The 17,345-nt window shown below is 65.8% G+C and carries 12 protein-coding genes and 1 pseudogene; 3 read left to right on the forward strand and 10 right to left on the reverse strand.

Features of this window, described 5'->3' with window-relative positions:
* Positions 1-13 precede the first annotated feature (13 nt).
* Both LV28_RS42240 and LV28_RS42245 read left to right on the forward strand, forming a co-directional pair.
* Positions 14-1,393 (forward strand): FAD-dependent oxidoreductase, encoded by a 1,380-nt coding sequence (locus tag LV28_RS42240; protein ID WP_048806548.1) that lies wholly within the window; start codon positions 14-16, stop codon positions 1,391-1,393.
* Positions 1,394-1,450: 57 nt separating this feature from the next.
* On the forward strand, positions 1,451-2,314 hold the full coding sequence (locus tag LV28_RS42245) for an NAD(P)H-binding protein (protein WP_023597194.1): 864 nt from the start codon (positions 1,451-1,453) through the stop codon (positions 2,312-2,314).
* Positions 2,315-2,389: 75 nt separating this feature from the next.
* Here LV28_RS42245 and LV28_RS42250 read toward each other — a convergent pair whose 3' ends face one another.
* The 4 genes and pseudogenes from LV28_RS42250 to LV28_RS48480 all read right to left on the reverse strand — a co-directional run bounded on the left by LV28_RS42250 (position 2,390) and on the right by LV28_RS48480 (position 11,666).
* Positions 2,390-3,238 carry an esterase gene (locus LV28_RS42250; protein WP_048806547.1) on the reverse strand — a complete coding sequence of 283 codons (849 nt, stop codon included), beginning with the start codon at positions 3,236-3,238 and terminating at the stop codon, positions 2,390-2,392.
* On the reverse strand, positions 3,219-4,373 hold the full coding sequence (locus tag LV28_RS49600) for a glycosyltransferase family 9 protein (protein ID WP_048806850.1): 1,155 nt from the start codon (positions 4,371-4,373) through the stop codon (positions 3,219-3,221). The genes LV28_RS42250 and LV28_RS49600 overlap by 20 nt, the downstream gene beginning before the upstream one ends.
* A gap of 303 nt (positions 4,374-4,676) precedes the next feature.
* A pseudogene (locus tag LV28_RS49605) lies at positions 4,677-5,396 on the reverse strand (tetratricopeptide repeat protein); the annotation flags it as partial.
* A gap of 102 nt (positions 5,397-5,498) precedes the next feature.
* Positions 5,499-11,666 carry an autotransporter domain-containing protein gene (locus LV28_RS48480; RefSeq protein WP_052408635.1) on the reverse strand — a complete coding sequence of 2,056 codons (6,168 nt, stop codon included), beginning with the start codon at positions 11,664-11,666 and terminating at the stop codon, positions 5,499-5,501.
* Positions 11,667-12,374: 708 nt separating this feature from the next.
* On the opposite strand from LV28_RS48480, the gene LV28_RS42265 reads away from it, so the two are divergent.
* Positions 12,375-12,920, forward strand: a complete 546-nt coding sequence (locus tag LV28_RS42265) for a glutathione peroxidase (RefSeq protein WP_038620235.1) — start codon at positions 12,375-12,377, stop codon at positions 12,918-12,920.
* A gap of 260 nt (positions 12,921-13,180) precedes the next feature.
* Here the strand turns inward: LV28_RS42265 and LV28_RS42270 are convergent, their stop codons facing one another.
* The 6 genes from LV28_RS42270 to LV28_RS42295 form a co-directional block, all read right to left on the reverse strand.
* A complete protein-coding gene (locus LV28_RS42270; protein WP_023873364.1) occupies positions 13,181-14,152 on the reverse strand; it encodes a VOC family protein in 972 nt (323 codons plus the stop codon).
* A gap of 33 nt (positions 14,153-14,185) precedes the next feature.
* Positions 14,186-15,151 carry a PDR/VanB family oxidoreductase gene (locus LV28_RS42275; RefSeq protein WP_023873362.1) on the reverse strand — a complete coding sequence of 322 codons (966 nt, stop codon included), beginning with the start codon at positions 15,149-15,151 and terminating at the stop codon, positions 14,186-14,188.
* 41 nt (positions 15,152-15,192) lie between these two features.
* A complete protein-coding gene (locus LV28_RS42280; protein ID WP_038622195.1) occupies positions 15,193-15,639 on the reverse strand; it encodes a RidA family protein in 447 nt (148 codons plus the stop codon).
* 17 nt (positions 15,640-15,656) lie between these two features.
* Entirely contained in the window at positions 15,657-16,688 is a 1,032-nt protein-coding gene (locus LV28_RS42285; RefSeq protein WP_023597202.1) for a Rieske 2Fe-2S domain-containing protein, read from the reverse strand.
* Positions 16,689-16,753: 65 nt separating this feature from the next.
* Complete coding sequence (locus LV28_RS42290) at positions 16,754-16,972, reverse strand: recombinase-like helix-turn-helix domain-containing protein (protein WP_023597203.1); 219 nt, start codon at positions 16,970-16,972, stop codon at positions 16,754-16,756.
* Positions 16,972-17,334, reverse strand: coding sequence for a hypothetical protein (locus tag LV28_RS42295; protein ID WP_023597204.1), 363 nt, complete (start codon positions 17,332-17,334; stop codon positions 16,972-16,974). The genes LV28_RS42290 and LV28_RS42295 overlap by 1 nt, the downstream gene beginning before the upstream one ends.
* Positions 17,335-17,345: the final 11 nt, after the last annotated feature.

Genomic DNA, 17,345 nt, shown 5'->3' on the forward strand with positions numbered 1-17,345 from the left:
GCCCATTCACCTCATGACCGCCTTGCATGTCAACATCATCGGCGCGGGCCTTGGCGGCCTGTGCCTTGCCCAGGGCCTGCGCCGGGCAGGAATCGCCTTCGACGTCTACGAGCGCGACGCCTCATCCGACGCCCGCTTCCAGGGCTATCGTCTGCGCATCGACGCCGACGGCCTCGACGCCCTCGCCGAATGCTTGCCGGACGAAGCCCTCGTGCGCATCCGCGAGCGCGCCGCCGTGGCGCGGTCCGGCGGCCGCTTCGTCACGCCGCAGCTCGACGATGCCGACGTCGTTCTTCCACCCAGTTGGCACGAGGCCCGGGCGAATGCCGGCTTGCCTTCGCCAAGCGACCAGGGTCGCCGCCGCCGCGGCGCCGCAGGCAAGGCGGCGCGGCACCTGCCCCGGACCGACCACATTCCGGGCGACCTCAGCGTGCATCGACAGACGCTGCGGGAAATTCTGCTCGACGGCATTCGCGAGCGCGTCCATTTCGGAAAATCGTTTGCCCGCACGACCTCAACCCCGGACGGCCAACGCGTTGCGCATTTCGACGACGGTTCGCGCAGCCGCGCCGGTCTCGTGGTTGCCGCCGACGGCAGCCATTCGCGCGTGCGCGAATCCGTGCTGCCCGGCATGGCGCCTCGCGACACCGGCAACGTGTGCTGTTACGGCCTGACGCCGCTCACGACCGCGATGCTCGTGCTCATGGACCGTCACGGCGAGGCGACCGTGATGGAGGGAAGCACCGTGGTGTTTGCCGACGGCTTCGCCGTCGTGATCGAGGCGATGCTCTTTCGCCGCCCCGACAGCGAGCGTGCGCAGGCGCCGCTGCCCGGGCCGGAACGCATGCCGCTCTCACCCGTGCCGGACTATCTGTACTGGGCCTTCATCGGTCCGGCGTCGACGCTGCTCGGCGCGTCGCGCACGAACGGTGCGAACGGTGCGAACGGGGCGAACGTCCAATCCGACGAAACGCTCACGCTTGCGCGCATCGACGCGCTGACCGATGCGTGGCATCCGCATCTGCGTTCGCTTTTCACGTACGCCTCGCCCGACACGATCCGTACGCTGCCGGTACGCAGCACGACAAGCCCGCTGCCATGGCAGATCGACGGCGTGACGGGGCTGGGCGACGCCGTGCACACGATGAGCCCCGCAGGCGGTCTCGGCGCGAATACGGCACTGCGCGATGCCGCCCGGCTCACGACATGGCTGCACGACGTTGCACGAGGGCGCGCCTCGCTTGCCCGCGCCATTTCGCGATACGAGCGCGACATGTGCGAGCGCGCACAGGAGGCCGTGCGACTGGCCGACGCGGGCGCCGCCTTGCTCAACGGTCGCCGTCATCCCCCGCAAGCAACCCAGCCAGCCCCGGCCGACGCGATCCATCTGTGAACCCGGCGCGCTCCCGTGTTACAAATACGGCAACGTGACTGCGCGCCAGGAGTAACCATGTACACCGTAATGGGTATCACGGGACGAGTCGGCGGAGTGATCGGACACGATCTGCTGGCGGCCGGCCGGCCGCTGCGGGCGATTGTTCAGGATCCCGTCAAATCCAGTCGATGGGCAACGCTGGGCAGCGAGATCGCAGTGGCCGAGCATGGCGACGTCGACGCCCTCACGAACGCATTTCGCGGCAGCGAGGCGGTGTTCGTGATGCTGCCGCCGAACGCCGATCCGGAGCCGGACTTCTCTCACGCACGACATCTGATCGACGCCATTCGCCAAGCGCTGGCCGCCACGCGCCCCAGGCGTGTGGTCTGCCTCTCGAGCATCGGGGCGGACAGCGAGGTGCCGAGCCTGCTCTCGGCGCTGCACATGTTCGAGACGGCCATGGTGTCGCTGCACCTGCCCGTCACCTTCCTGCGCCCCGCCTGGCTGATGGAGAATTTCGCTTGGGACATCGCGCCCGCGCGAGAACGCGGCGAGCTGCCGAGCTATCTCGCGCCGGTGGATCGGGCGATACCGATGGTGTCGACGAGCGACGTCGGTCATTTCGCTGCCCGCGCCATGCAGGAGGATTTCGACGACGAACGCGTTTGGGAGATCGAAGGGCCTCAGCGATACTCTCCCGACGACATCGCCGCGGCACTGGCCCGTGCGCTGGTGCGCGACGTGAGCGCCGAGGCCGTGCCGCGTGCCGGCTGGGACCCACTCTTCCGTGCGCAGGGCATGCGCAATCCGCTGCCGCGCATCCAAATGCTCGATGGCTTCAACAACGGCACCTTTCAGTTTCGCGACGACGGGAAACACACGCTGCGTGGCGAGGTGACGCTTCTCGAAGCGATCACCGCGCTGGTGCGAGAGGCCTGAGCGAGGGCGCACCACCACGCACCACCACGCACCTCCGCGCGGCTACACCGCTTCAGACACGCCGAGCCACGCCGCTCAAGGCGATTCCGCGCATGCGGGCGTCCGCGCGAGCAACGCCGGCCAGCGCGCCGCCCAATCGCCGTCATGCGCCACGCCGTTGACCACCAACGTGCGGACGCACCGGCCGCCGACCGCGGCAGCGAAGCGCTTCGCGACCTCCGGTGGCACGACCGTGTCCTGTGCGCTGCTGAAGTGCACCTGCGCGACGCCCGACAGACGTGCGGCCTCATCGATTGGATTGAGCGATGCTGGCATCGGCGACACGCCGTGGATTCGATTGACATATGCCACGTCGAGATTGCCCGCCACCGTGCGCAGCGATACGACGTCGTGGCGGCGCGCGGCAATGAGTGCGGCAATCGCGCCGCCGCCTGAAAAGCCGACGAGGCCCAGACGCTGTCCGGGCACGCGCGCGGCGATGCGACCAACGGCGTCGTTCATCGCGTCGACCACTTCCGGCGCGAACCGCTTGCCGGTCCAGTACGCCACGTTGCACGCCGGGTTTCGAGCCATTGGCGTGAACTGACAGGGGCGAGCGAGATAGACCACGTTCGGTGACGTATCCGCGGCGGCCAGGGCGAGTCCGGTTGCCGCGACAGGCGTTGGGTCGGGCGACGGCTCGGTGCGCGACAACCAGGCCAGACCGTCCCCCTCGATATAGATGCGCACCGGCGCGTCGGCGCGCGCGATACGCACAAACGCGGTCAGCACGAATGCTCCGCCCTGCACCGTTTCCCGATGCAGTCCTGCGGGGCCGGCCAGCGCCTGCGCATGCGCGTCCCGATCAAGGCTGGCGCAGCCCGAGAGCGCGGCCGCCGCGACAGCGCACGCGCCGATCCAGGCTTCAGCGCGCATGGTCGTCATGCGCCGTCTCGCGCGATGCGGCCACGAAGGCGTCGAGCGCACGCGCCATCTTCTCGACGACGGGCGTCCACTCGGCACGCGCCGTCTGGCGAAACAGGCGCATCCCTGGATACCAGGGAGAATCGTCGCGCCCTTCCAGCCATCGCCAGTCGGGTACGAACGGCAGCAGCACCCACACGGGGCGTCCCATCGCACCGGCCAGATGCACGGGCGACGAATCGACGGAGATCAGCAGATCGGCCAACTGGAGAATGGCGGCGGTGTCCTCGAAATCGCGAATCTCGTCGCCGAGCACAACGACCTGCATGCCGTCGGGCGGAGCACTCGCCTGCGCGCTCGCCGGTCCCTTCTGAATCGAGAGAAAGGACGCACCGGATGCGCCCAACGGCGCCAGTTGCGCGAGCGTCATTGAGCGATTGTGGTCGTTCACATGCTCGGGACGCCCGGCCCAGACGAGGGCGACCCACGGCCTGGGCACGTCGGCGAGACGCTCGCGCCAGAGGGCCACGCGCGCCGGATCGGCGCTCAGATACGGCATCTCGCCCGGAAGATCGTCGAGCCGAAGCCCCATTGCCATGGGCAGGCTCATCAGTTCGCAATGCAGGTCGAACGCTTCGGTCAGCGAGCCACGCGCGACGATATCCTCGTCACCCCACATCCGCTTCGCAATGGACAGCGCCTCGGCATTGACCTCGAAAATCACACGCGCCTGACTGCGCTCGCGCGCCCAGCGCGCCATGCGCATGAACTGGAAGGTATCCCCGTATCCCTGTTCGTCGTGAATGAGGAGCGTCTTGCCGGGAATCGGCTGTCCGTCCCATCGAGGCCGCTGCACCTTGCGCTCGATCGACTGTGTGTGCTCGAGACTGTAGCGATACCGATACTCGCGCCAGCCGCGCTCGAAGTCGCCGAGCAGCAGCAACGCCTCGGCGAGATCGAACCGGTTGGCCAAATCGCCCGGTACCTGACGCGCGAGCATGTCGAGCACGTCGCAACCTTCACGCGTCTTGCCTTGCGCTCGCAGCACCATCGCCAGCAGACGCCAGACCGACATCGGCGCAACGCCCTCGGCCACGGCTTCGCGCAGCAATGGCTCCGCGCCTTCGTAATCCTGCGCCGCGACCAACGACGCGATGGCGCTCTGACGCTCGGTCTGGGCTTGCGTCGGCGCCGGCGCGTCGATTGCGGACGTGGCCGCGCCAGCGTCGGCGTGCCCCTGATCGCGCCTGGCGACGTCGGCCTCGACGGCGGCGAGCGCCGCGCGGGCGCCGACATTCTCGGGCACGATTCGCACGGCCTCGCGTGCCGATGCGAGTGCTTCATCGAGACGTCCCAGGAGTCGCAGAATGCACGCGCGCGCGACGAGTGTCGACGGATGCTGCATGGCGAAGGCCGACATCACTTCCACGATCTGCCATGCGCCGCCCAGATTGCCGCGCGCGAGTTCGATATCGGCGAGATTGCGGTAGGCGTCGACGAATTGCGGGTCGATTTCAATGGCGCGCCGCGCCATCGCGGCCGCTTCGTCATGACGTTGCTGCGCACGCAACAGCGCCGCCAGGTTGCTGTGCACGTCGGCGCGCTGTCCGTCGAGTTCGAGCGCACGCCGGTAATGCCGCTCCGCTTGTTCGGTCCGGCCCAGCAGACGCGCCGTGTTCCCGAGATTGTTCCACGCATCGGCAGACCCGGGTTGCAGTTCGCTCAGACGCTCGAGACTCGCCAGACTCTGCGACAACTGACCGGCTTCCTGCTGCGCGATCCCCAGATTGTTCCATGCCGCGGGGAAGGTCGGATCGACCTCGACGGCCCGCTGCGCGGCGTTCAACGCCTCGTCGAGGCGTCCGGCCTGACGGTTCATCTCTGCCAGATCCGACCAGCAGGCAGCCGGTGCGCCCGGCACCTTGCATACCTCGCGCAAGTGCTCGATGGCCACGTCCAGTTTTCCGTACGCGTGCGCCATCAGGCCCAGCAGGTAATGCGCGTCCGGATGCCCGGGGGACGCCGCGAGCACGCGTCGGCACAGGATTTCGGCTTGCGGCGCCTGCCCGGCCTGCCAGTGAGTGCGCGCACGGGCCATGGCCTCGGCGAAAGTGATCGTTTCCGTGGCGGGCACGGTCGAGGCGTTTGGCGAAACCGGAAGGGCGGGGCTGGAAGACATCGGAACGATGGGCGGGCGGTGGCGGACCGCAAGATACTTCCACGGCGCTCGCCATCGTGTCAACGATGGCGAGCGCCGGTGTCGGGTCACGGCACCAAGCCGTCAGAAGCGTTGCTGGATGCGCACGATGCCCGTGTGCGATACGAAGCCAGAGCCGGCCTGAAGGTTATAGCGGATCGATGCACTCATGTTGCTCGCGCGCATGAGCGTGAGGCCCAGCGAAATATCGGCAAGATCCGACACGGGCGTCGCGCCCACCGTCGTGAACGCCGTCTGCCCCGACGGATCGGCGGCGAAGCTCGCCCCCGTCGACAAGCGCGTGCGATTGTACTCGTGCACCCAGCGCACGCTCAGCTCCGGCATCCACGTGCCCGACGACGTCTCGAACGGGACACCGATCTTCGCCCCCAGCGCACTGCGCACCGAGCTGGCGCTCGCGCTGCCCACCGAGAGCGCCGCACCGTTGCCGCCGCTTTCCGTGTAGCCGGGCTGACTCAGGTGGCTGAAGCTCAGGCCCACCAGCGGCGTCACGATCGCGCGCCCAACCGCCAGCGGCCAGCCAAACTCCGCGCTACCGACATACTGCTGCCCGTTGAAGCTGCCGCCCGCCGCGCCGTTGAAGCCCTGCATCGACACCAGGCGCGTGGTGTTGTAGCGCTGCATGACCACCGAGCCCGAGAGATTCACATACCACGGCTCGCCGGTATAGGAGGCGTAGCCGATCAGTCCGTACCCATTGACGCTCGTGTTGTTGCCCGACGTGGCGCCGTCGTTGTTGATGACCGTGCGCGAGAACTGGAATGCGCCGCCCGCGCGCCAGCGGTCGCCGAAGGCGCGGTCCGCACCAATGAGCAGGCCGCCGTAATTGGCGGCGTAGCCGTCCACGCCGTCACGCTCGGACTGGCTGGCGTGGCCGCCGAATGCCTGGCCCCACACGCCCCAGTTCACCGCGGCGTCGCCCGTTGCCACCCCGGTCCCTCCGGCCGAGGCCGTGCGCAGACCGTTGACGTGGGCACTCACCACACTGAGCGCGTCGATCGCGGCGGCCCCCGCGGCGCGTGTCACTTGCGACGGTGCCAACTGATTGCCCACACGGTTGGCCGACGCCGTCGAACCATCGGAGAGCGAACCCAGCGTCGCGTTGTATAGGTTGAGCAGTTGCGCATCGCTCACGCCGGTATAGCCGAGCAGCCCTCGCAACGCCGACTGGGCGTTCTGCGTCGAAGCGATAGTGGCATTGGTGCGCGGATCGAACGACGGGATCTGACCACCACCGTTGCCGCCAGCGCCGCCGCCAATGGTGCCGGTACCGCCGCTGTTGCCGCTATTGCCGCTATTGCCACCATTGCCGTTGTTGCCGTCGTCCTTGCCCGCGTTCGGATCGGAGACCACGGTCAGCACCAGATCGCGCTTCGTGCCGTTGGCCACGTTCGCGCCAGTAGCGCCGAGCGTCGTCGAGCCGTTAACGCGATAGCTCAGCAAGCCTTCGTTGTAATTGGCCGTACCGGCGGTGTCGATCACGACATAGCGCTGGCCGACCGCGAACGAATACCCGAGCGACTGCAACGCGATTCTGGAGCCGGGTGCCAGCGTCGTATTGCCGGTGACCACGAGCCGGCCATAGCCGCTGTCGGTCGTCATGTCACCGGTCGTCACCGCATTGCTCGCTACACCAACCTGCAGTGTGCCGCTCGCGGCCTGGTCGAAGTTGCCATCGACGTTGAGCGTTCGGTTGATCTGCAACACCGACGCGTCGTTGTGCACCGTACGCACGCCGCCAAGGTCAAAGTGGTCGTCGAGCACCAAACGTCCCCCTGTGAAGCGGGTGTCGGCATTGGTGCTCACGATGGTGCCCGGGAAAACGCCGCCAAAGCCGGTCAGGGTGCCGTAAGTGCCATCCGTTGCGCCAGCGATCTTCAACACGTTGGGCGAGCGATTGATGATCCAGCCGGCGATCGTGCCGGCGTTGTTGATCGCATCGATGGACGACGTCGTTGCCTGGTTCGAAATCGCGCCGCCGACGCCCGTGATCAGGCCTCCCGCCTGGTTGTTGATCGTGCCGATGGACGCATCGTTGTAGATCCCGTAATAAGCGCCCGAGATCGTGCCGGCGTTGTTGATCGCGCCGATCGTGCCTGCGAACAGCGTGCCGCCAATCAATTGCGACGCGTTGTTCAGGCCCACCGCATACTGGCCCGGCACGCCGGTGCCTGCGGTGATCGTACCGCCGGCCAGGTTGTTGATGGCAGCGATCGAACCGCCGTAGTTCGCAAGGCCATACATCTGCCCGATCAGGGCGCCGGTGTTCTCGATCAGACCGAACGACGACGGCCTGGCCAGGTCGCCGGATGCCGCCAGCATCACCCCCGTGTAGCCGGTGATTCGCCCGCTGTTGGTGAGCACGCCCCACTCGCCCGTGCCCCACACGCCCACGCCATTGGAGGCGGTCGTGGTCGCGGCGATCGTGCCGGCGTTGATTAGTGTCGTGAGCGAACCCGTGTTCGCAACGCCCAGCGTGGCGCCCTGGATCAGGCTGCGGTTCTCCAGACGCGCAAGCGCACCGGTGTTGTTCACGCCACCGAGGTTGTCGGACACGATGGTGCCCACGTTCAGGATCGTTCCGACCAAGCCGCCCGCATACAGGCCCGAATTGGTGCCGCCGGACGCCGAAATCACGCCGTTGTTCACCACGCTGTCGACCTGACCGCCGTTGCTGGCAATGCCCAGTGCACTCTTGCCAGCGAGGGTGCTGGCAATCGTGCCCGTGTTCGTGATCGTGCCGAGGTGACCGGTAATCGACGCCTGGGCCGTGCCGCTGACGTCGAGATTCGCGCCGTCGAAGCGCCACTGCGACGCATCGCCGCCAGTCACGCCCGCCACGAGATTCGTGGTGCCGTTGACGACGCCGAGGTACTGCGGCGTGAAGAGCGTCACGAGCAGCGTGGTGCCCTGGTGCGCACCGTTGGCCGCGAGCGTCGGGTTGCCGTTGATCACATAGCGCAACGTGCTTTCGTTGTAATTGATCGTGCCCGCCGAATCGATGACCACGTAGCGCTGCCCTGCGGCGAACGCGTACCCCATCGATTGCAGCGCGATGGTCGAGCCCGGTGCGATGTACGTACTGCCGCTTACGAGGAGACTGCCGTAATTCGGCGAGTCCGCGCCCGCCACGCCGATCTGAAGCGTGGCGTTCGCGCTCTGGTCGTAATTGCCGAAGATCGAGAGCGGACGATTGACCTGGAGCAACGAACCGACGTTGTGCAGCGTGCGCATGCCGGTCACGTTGCCGCCGATCGTGGTGCGCAGTTCGAAATCGTTGTTGACCAGCAAGTTTCCGCCGGTGAGTCGTACGTCGGCGTTGGTACTCACGATGGTGCCCACATTCGCACCGCCACCGAAACCGGTGAATGTGCCGAACGTGCCGTCCGTTGCACCGCTGATACTCAGTTCGTTCTGGGAGCGATTGATGATCCAGCCGGCAATCGTGCCCGCGTTGCGAATCGCGCCGATCGACGCCGACGTCGCCTGGTTCGAGATGGCGCCACCCAGCCCAGTGATCACGCCGCCCGCCAGATTGTCGATCAGACCGATGTTGCTGCCGTTGGAAATCCCGTAGTAGCTGCCGGCGATCGTGCCTGCATTGCTGATCGTGCCAATCGTACCCGCCAGCAGCGTGCCGTTCGCGGTGAGATCGAGGTTCTCGATGCCGGAGACAATGGTGTTGCCCGTGCCACCCGTTCCGGTGATGGAACCCCCTGCCTGATTGTCGATCTTCGTGATCGTCGAGCCGTTGTTCGACAAGCCGTTCTGCGCGCCTGTAATCACTCCGCTGTTCGTCAGCAGGTCGAGCGTCGCAGGGGCCGCAGTGGTGGCCGAGGCGTAATTCACGAGACCGTTCCAGCCGAGGATAAGCCCTTGGTTGGTCAACTGCCCCAGATGCCCCGTATTCAGGGCGCCATAACCGGTACTGGCGCTCATCGTGCCGGTGTTCTGCACCGAGGTCAGCGAGCCATAGTTCGCAAGACCGTCGAGCACGCCCGTTATCGTGCCGGTGTTCTCGAATGTGGTCATCGTGCCGGTGTTGTTCACCGCATCGCGCGTGCTCGTTCGCACTGCGCCGTGGTTCACCAGCGTGCCGACGGTGCCGCCGTTGAAGAAGCCCGAGTTGTTCGGCCCGGTCGACGCGATGGTCCCATCGTTGACGAAGCGGTCGACCGAGCCGTAGATCGCGGCAATGCCCATGGCCGACGTCCCCGTCAGGGTCCCGGTGTTCGCGATCGTGCCGATCGAGCCGACGACCGTGCCGAACGTCGAGCCGGTGATCGAGACGTTGGTGCCGTCGAACGACCACCCGGTGCCGCTGGACGGTACCCCCTTGAGCAGACTGGCGGTCCCGCCGATCGTGCCCACGGCGCTCGGCGCGATCAGCGTCACGATCAGATCGAGATAGCTCCCGTTGGCCTGACGCACGCCGCTGCCGACGAGGGTCGACCCACTGATGACGTAGTTGAGCGACGCTTCGTTGAATGGCGAGGACCAGTCCATCGTTTCGAGCACGACATATCGCTGGCCGGACGCGAACGCGTAGCCCATCGACTGAAGCGCGATGGTCGTGCCCGGCATGAGTGTCGCCAACCCCTGCACCACAAGACGGCCATAGCCGCTGTCGGATGTGCGGTCACCGGTCGTCGTGGCGCCTGAGCCGACGCCGATCTCGAGTGTCGCCCCCGCGTCCTGTTGATAGTTCCCGTACACCGAAATGGTACGGTCGAGGTGAAGCCTGGCCCCGCTGTTCAACAGCGTGAACGCGTTGCCCAGGTTCACGTTGTCGTTGAGGATGAGATTGCCGCTCGCGAACCGCACGTTCGACGTTGGACTCTCGAGCGAGCCGACGGAAGTGCCGTCGAAGCCGGTCAGCAAGCCGTAGCCGCCGCCGGCGTCACCGTTGATCGTCAGCGCCACCGAGCCGTAGTTGACGATATTGCCCTGGATGGTTCCGGCGTTGTTGATCGTGCCGATCGTTCCCCCGCCGGCGGCAATCGCGATCGCGTTGAGCCCGCGGATCACGCCGCCGCTGTCGTTGTTGATGGTGCCGATGCGGCTCCCGGCCGCCCCCGTCACAATACCGGTGCCCGAAGCGCCTGCGTCGATGCGCCCGGTGGCGAGGTTGTGAATCTCGTCGATCGATCCCGAGTTCTGGATCGCGCCGCCATAACCGGTGATCGAGCCGCCGTTGGCGATCGAACCGAGGGTCGCGTTGTACACCGTCCCGCCGACGGTCGTGGTCGAATTGCTCAGACCGTAGACCGAAGCGCCTGCGCTGGTCGCGTCAATCGTGCCAAAGTTGCTGAGCGAGGTGATGCCGCCGCCGGCGTTGTAGACGCCGACAAGACCGCCCGTGATCACGCCGGTGTTCGTGATCGTCCCCACGGACACCGGGGCGGAGGTAGTACGCTGATTCAGCACGCCGTAATCGCCCGAGATCGTGCCGCCCGTCTGATTCATCAGGTTGTCGATCCGCCCTGCGTTACTGATCGCGGCTTCGTTCCCGCCACGAGAGACGCCAATCCATCCCATGTTGCCGAGGTTCGAAATGGTCCCTTGGTTCAGCACCCCCGCCCGCCCGGGGGCATTGTTGTTGACCGAGATATTGCCGCCGTTGGTGAGCGTGCCGAGCTGCCCCGAATTCAGCACGCCGAGCGTGCCGCTCACGATCTGGCCGTAGTTGCCGAGCAACCCGATCGTGCCGCTCGATTGCACACCGCTCTGGTCGCCGTAGATCGTGCCGTTGTTGAGCAGCCGGCCGAGTGCTCCCGACACCGATACCCCCGTAGCGGCACCGACGATCGTTCCGTTATTGTTGAGCAACGAATTCAGGCCTACAGGTGTCCTGATGAGCGCTCCGACCGCATCTCCCCTGAACGACACGCCCTGGTCGAGGTAGATCTCGCCGAAAGCCCCCGTGAAATTCACGCTGCGCGTTCCGTCGACGATGACATTCAGGTTGTTGCCGTCCCATTCCCACGTGAGCCCGCCATCCGGCGCGCCCCAGTTTAGCGGGGTCGCCTGCCCGTCATATCCGGTAACCGAGCCGACCGCCTGCGCCATCGCCGCACCGGAAGCCGCGATCAAGGCGGCGGCTGCGACCGCTGCCCTGCGGGCGCGCCGATCCACGCTGCGCGTCGCCTTCCCGTGGCTGCAGGCCACCTCGGAAGCGACTTGATACATCCCCAGACTGGTGCTCCACACCACGCGGTAAATGCGATTCATACGATGCCCCGGCTCACTGTGCCTATGTCGATGTGTTGGATGACGGAATTCGGTATGACTTCCCGAAGCCATACCTGTCCCCGGCTCGGCCGCAGGCGTGCCGGGACATCGCTGCGAGAACCATTTCCGGCAGCGGATGCGTCAGGGATTCAGGCGAGAAAAATGCGCTCGTGCGCTACGTCAGGCGGGGGTCCGGTCGCCGCACGGGAGAGTCAGCAAAAGCACGCGCGGAAGCGTGGATTTTTAGAGAAGTTTTACAAAACATTCGGACTACCCCGTAAATATTGACTGGCGCCTTGCCTTTTGATTTTGTTGCTTTTTTTGTCCGGCGAATCCTTTCATATGCTTTTTCTACTGTCAATCAACAATCATCAAGTTTCCTTTAAATGCCTGATTTTATTAAGTTATACAAAACAATAAAAAACAACGATTCGTCCCCCAATCGTCCTACTTTTATTCGAAAATTACTCCACTCAATGAGGGCCATAACAACAATGGGATGCTGCCTTCTCGAAGCATGCGTTCGCACCACCTCGTGAACCTTCCAGGGGATTGCATGCTCGCGGCGCGGGATGGACTGGCACAGGTCGACGTCACGGTTGCGCCGCCCGCCCTGCGGGCCCGCCGGGCTTGCGCTACACTCGTTCGACCCTGCGCGGCTCGCCTCGGGCGGCACGCCTTTTCCCTCATCAAGGACACGACACGCACATGACCACGAACCTCGAAACCATTCCCGTCAATCGGAACGACGGCAGCGCCGCGACCCTGGGCGACTACGCCGGCAAAGTCCGTCTCATCGTCAACGTCGCGTCGAAGTGCGGTCTCACGCCGCAATACGAAGGCCTGGAGCGCCTCTACGAAGACAAGCGCAACGCCGGCCTGGAAGTCCTGGCCTTCCCGGCGAACAATTTCAAGGGTCAGGAGCCCGGTACCGACGCCGAGATCCTCGACTTCTGCACCACGCAGTACAACGTGACCTTCCCGCTGTTCGCCAAGATTTCCGTGCTCGGCGAAGACCGCCACCCGCTGTACACGGCACTGGTACAGGCCAAGCCGGATGCCACCGGCGAAGGGCCTTTCCGTGAGCGTCTCAGGGGTTTCGGCGTCGAGCGCGAGAACCTCGCCGACGTCCTGTGGAACTTCGAGAAATTTCTGATTGGCCGGAATGGTCAGGTCGTGGCGCGCTTCTCGCCGGACGTGAAGGCCGACGATCCACGCCTGGTGGCCGCCATCGACGCCGAACTGGCCAAGTAAAAGAATCCGGGGCGCGGCGCCGGGATCGCCGCAAGAATGCAAAAGGGGGCTGCGCAAACGCATGCCCCCTCTGGTGCCGCCAGCCGCCGCAAGACGGTTGCCGGCGCACGATATTCGCCGCTCGTGCACGGCCTGCGTCTGGACAGACCGTGCACGGGCCTCATGGCGAGATATCGCGCGCCGGTTCCCGCTTCTCGCGACAACTCGCGAAAGCCGGGCGCCTCATTCCCCCCGGAGTGAGGCGCCCGCGATGACCGACCTCAGCGCTTGGCCGTGTCGGTCATGAACTTGCCGCCCGGCGCTTCGCCGCCCTTCTTCTGACGGCGCGTGTTCCCATCGATCCCGCCGTCCACCGCCCACTCGGCGAACACCGTGGGCCCCGGCTCGAAATCGCGCGGCTGCCATTCCGGCGTGAGGATGTCCTCGTCGGCGTAATACTCGATGAGCGCGCCGCACGGATTCTTGAAGTACCAGAAGTACGCCGACGAAATCGGGTGACGGCCCGGCCCGAGCTGCGTTTCCCAACCGCACCGATCGATGTGCATGCCTCCCCCAAACACTTCGTGGATGTCCCGCACGGTGAACGCCACGTGATTGAGGCCTCGCTTGCCGTTGGGCAGCGCCAGCAGGAACAGGTCATGGTGACCGCCGTGCGGCGCGCAGCGCATGAACGCGCCGCGATCCGGGTAGCGATCCGACAACTCGAAGCCGAGCTTGTCTTCGTAGAACTTCTGCGTGGCCGCCAGTGCGTTGGTGAAAAACACCACGTGGCCGACCTCGATCGGCTGCGCCCGCTCGTACACCGGACTCGGCGTATTCACGCGTTGCGCCGGAATGCCCCACGGGTTGGTCGGTGCGCCCTTCACGTCGATGGCGCGCTTGGCGGTGACTTCCACACGCAGGGCCAGCCCGTTCGGGTCGATGCAACCGGTCGCGCCGTCCCTGAAGTAGTAGCCCGGCTGGTCCGCGAGACGATCCGCGATGGCCGCGACCTCCTGGGCCGTCGTCACGCCCCACGTGACCTCGCGCAAGGTCGGTCCCTCCTCCATGGCGGGCGGCAGTGCTGAATCGTCGTGGCGCACCGCCAGCACGCGAGCACCGTTGAGCGTCTCGAAGCGTGCGCCATTGGCGTCGGCGGACACTTCCGTGAGGCCCCAGTCGGCCAGGAAGCGGCGGCAGGTGTCGAGGTCGGTGACCCCGTAGGTGATTTGTTCGATGCCCAGAATCGTCATGTCTGTCTCGGGGAGGGGTTCAGGGTGTGGCAATCACAGATCGAGTGTCAGACGGTCGCCCTTGCAACCCGACACGCAGATCATCATCACCTTGTTGGACGCACGCTCGGCCGCGCTGAGCACCGAGTCGCGATGGTCGGGGCAGCCTTCGAGCACGCGCGTCTCGCACGCGCCGCAAACACCCTCCATGCAGCTGTGTTCGGCGTCGATGCCCGCGGCAAGCAACGTTTCGAGCAGCGTGGCGCCGGCAGGCACCGCAACTTCCCTGCCGGACTTCGCGAGCGTTACCACGTAGCCCTCGGACGTGGCAGGCGGCGGCGCATCCGGTGCGGCGGAAAAGCGTTCGATATGCACGTGGTCGATGCCGGCTGCGGCGCAGGCCGCCTCGAACGCGTCGAGCATCACGCCCGGGCCGCAGCAGTAGGCGTGCGTGCCCGCCGGCTGCCCGCTCAGAAAAGCCGCAAGCGATGCCGGCTTGCCGCCGTGCTGGTCGTCGAAGTGATAGGTCACGTCGCCGCCCAGGGCGTCGAGCTCATCGAGGAACGCCGCCTGCGGCGCCGTGCGGGCGCAGTACATCAGCTTGACGCTTCGGCCCAGCGAGCGGAGCCGACGGTACATGCACAGGATCGGCGTCACGCCGATCCCGCCCGCCACCAGCACCGTGTGCTCGGCCGTCTCGTCGAGTTCGAAGTGGTTGCGCGGCGCCGAAATGTCCAGCGTCATGCCCACGCGGAAGTTGTCGTGAATGAAGCGCGAACCGCCTCGGCTTTTCGGGTCGGCCAGAATGCCCAGCACGTAGCGATTCGGCTCGCCGGGAGCATTCACGAGCGAATAGCTGCGCACCAACCCGCTCGGCAGATGCAGGTCGATGTGCGCGCCCGGCGTGAAATCCGGAAACGGGGTGCCGCTGCCCGACGCGGGCACGAGTTCGATGCTCATGATGCCCGCCGCTTCGTAGCGCAGCGTGCGCACCATTGCCGACAGGTTTGACTTGCTCATAACGCCGCTCTCTGATGTTGCTGATTCTCTTGTCGTGCGGGTCAGCCCGCCACGGACAAATCGATGTCGAGTCGCGCGAACGCCTCGATCTCCACGCGCAGCTCCGGGAACACGAGGCCGCTCACCTGCACCAGCGTCGAACACGGATACGCACCGCCGTTTGCCGCCACCGCCGCGAAGAACTCGCGGCGCGCGCGACCGACTTCGTCCTTGTCGGCGATATCGGTCACGTACACCACCAGCTTGTAGACGTTCGCCAGGCGCCCGCCGCCCGCCTCGACCAGCGCCCGGATCTTGCCCAGCACCACCAGCGTCTGTTCGTAGGTCGTGAGCGGCTTGTCGGCGTTGCGCGTGGCCGGATGCGCGGTCATGCCCGACATCAGGATTTCATTGCCGAAGCGAATGCCGTTGCTCCACGTGGCCGTTTCCAGATCGGGCACGGCCACGGCGCGCAGGCGTTGCGCCTCGAGAGGTTGATCGACTGGCATGACGTGTCCCGCGCCGATCACGCCTTGCCCGGCTGCATGCGCTCGAGCTCTGCCTTCGCCAGGTTCTTCAGATGGCGACGCAGGCGCACGATGCCCATGTCGTGCTGATACAGATGCTCGTGCTGATTGGCGTCGGGCTCCATGTCCTCCAGCATCACGCGATCCTGCTCGAGCACTGCCCAATGGCGCGCCTCGAGACGATTGCGGTACAGGAAGCGCCACGTGTCGCGCTGCCAGCCGTCGAGCTTGCGGCAACGCCAGTGGAACACGGCCGCGAGCGTCGGCGAAATCGGCGTGTAGCTGCCCACGATCACGAAGTTGCCGCCGGGGCCGCCCGTCTTCGGATACGGAATCTCGAGACGCATCCAGTGCGTGCCGGTATCGGCCCACTCGGTCCAGTCGAAGTTCACATCGCGCTGGCCTTCTTTCTCGAAGACGAAACCACGCTCGGTGTCGCGAATGCGGAACGCCGCCGTGTTGTCGCCCTCGGCCATCGAGTGCGACTGCTTGTGCAGATAGGTGCCGTGCATCGGGTCCATCACGTTGTCGAGCACGTAACGGTAGTCGCCCTTCCACTCCGTGTAGCACAGGAACGACGAGAAAGCGCCGTCGGCGTCGAGCTCTTCCGGCAGCACCAGCGGCGGCGGCGTGTCGATGTTGCCGGTGGCGTTGTACAGCCAGATCGCGTCATTGCGTTCGACGATGTGGTAGGCCTGCGTGGGACGCGAGCCTTCGAGCTTGCAGCCCGGGCTGCCCGGCACGCGCATGACGGTGCCATCGCAGCGTACCTGCACCCCGTGATAGCCGCAGGCGATGCGGTCGCCCATCACGATCCCCTTGGAGAGCGGTGCGCCGCGGTGCGGGCAATGGTCGTCGAGGGCGTGGACCTGATTGTCCTGATCGCGCCAGAACACGAGCTTCTTGCCCAGACGTCGCAGCGAGACCGGCTCGCGGCCGACCATGTGCGACGGGCAGATCGGATACCAGAGGTTCTTCAGGCCGCGCTCGAGAATGGCGTCGGCGGTAAGAATGGGTTGTTGCGTAGTCATGGGGGACATCTCCGTCGCAGTCGCCGGGCGCAGGCAGCACTCGGCGATCGCGCAATGTTTGGGGTTTACTCTTCGGCCAGCCGGGCGATCTGCGCCTTGTAGATTTCTTCGGTCCACACGTCGCCTTCCTGCGGGCCGGGGCCGGTACGGTTCAGATAGGCCACGAGGCCTGCCAGATCGTGCGTGCCGGCGGCGTAGGCGCGCTCGATGGCGTCGCCCAGCAGGCTTTCGTATTGCGTCGGCTCATGGCGACGCGCCTGATGCGGTTCGAGATAACGGTCCATCATTTCCCTCCATTGCGAACCCGTTCGCGAATGCGCGCATGCACGGGTACGAAGTCGTAAGTCGGATAGCATTCGGTGCGAAACACGCCCCATGCCGAGCGCTCCAGCTCCACATTGACCACCGGCAACAAATGCGGTGGCAATTCGAGCGTGACGATCTGGCCGAACCCCATCGCGACCGTCCACGACACGACCTTGACGCCCTCGGGCGGGAAGCGCTCCCACCATTCGGCCGCCTTCAGCCGCTCCTGGAAATCGTCGAGATTGTTCGACTGATCGTGGCGCAGGAACACCGTGAGCAGCATCGTGCCGGATGGCCCGGCCGGTGACTCGTCCGGCGTTGCGATTGCGTTCTGGCTCATGAGGCGCCTCG

The sequence above is a fragment of the Pandoraea pnomenusa genome (assembly GCF_000767615.3).
Lineage (GTDB): Bacteria > Pseudomonadota > Gammaproteobacteria > Burkholderiales > Burkholderiaceae > Pandoraea > Pandoraea pnomenusa.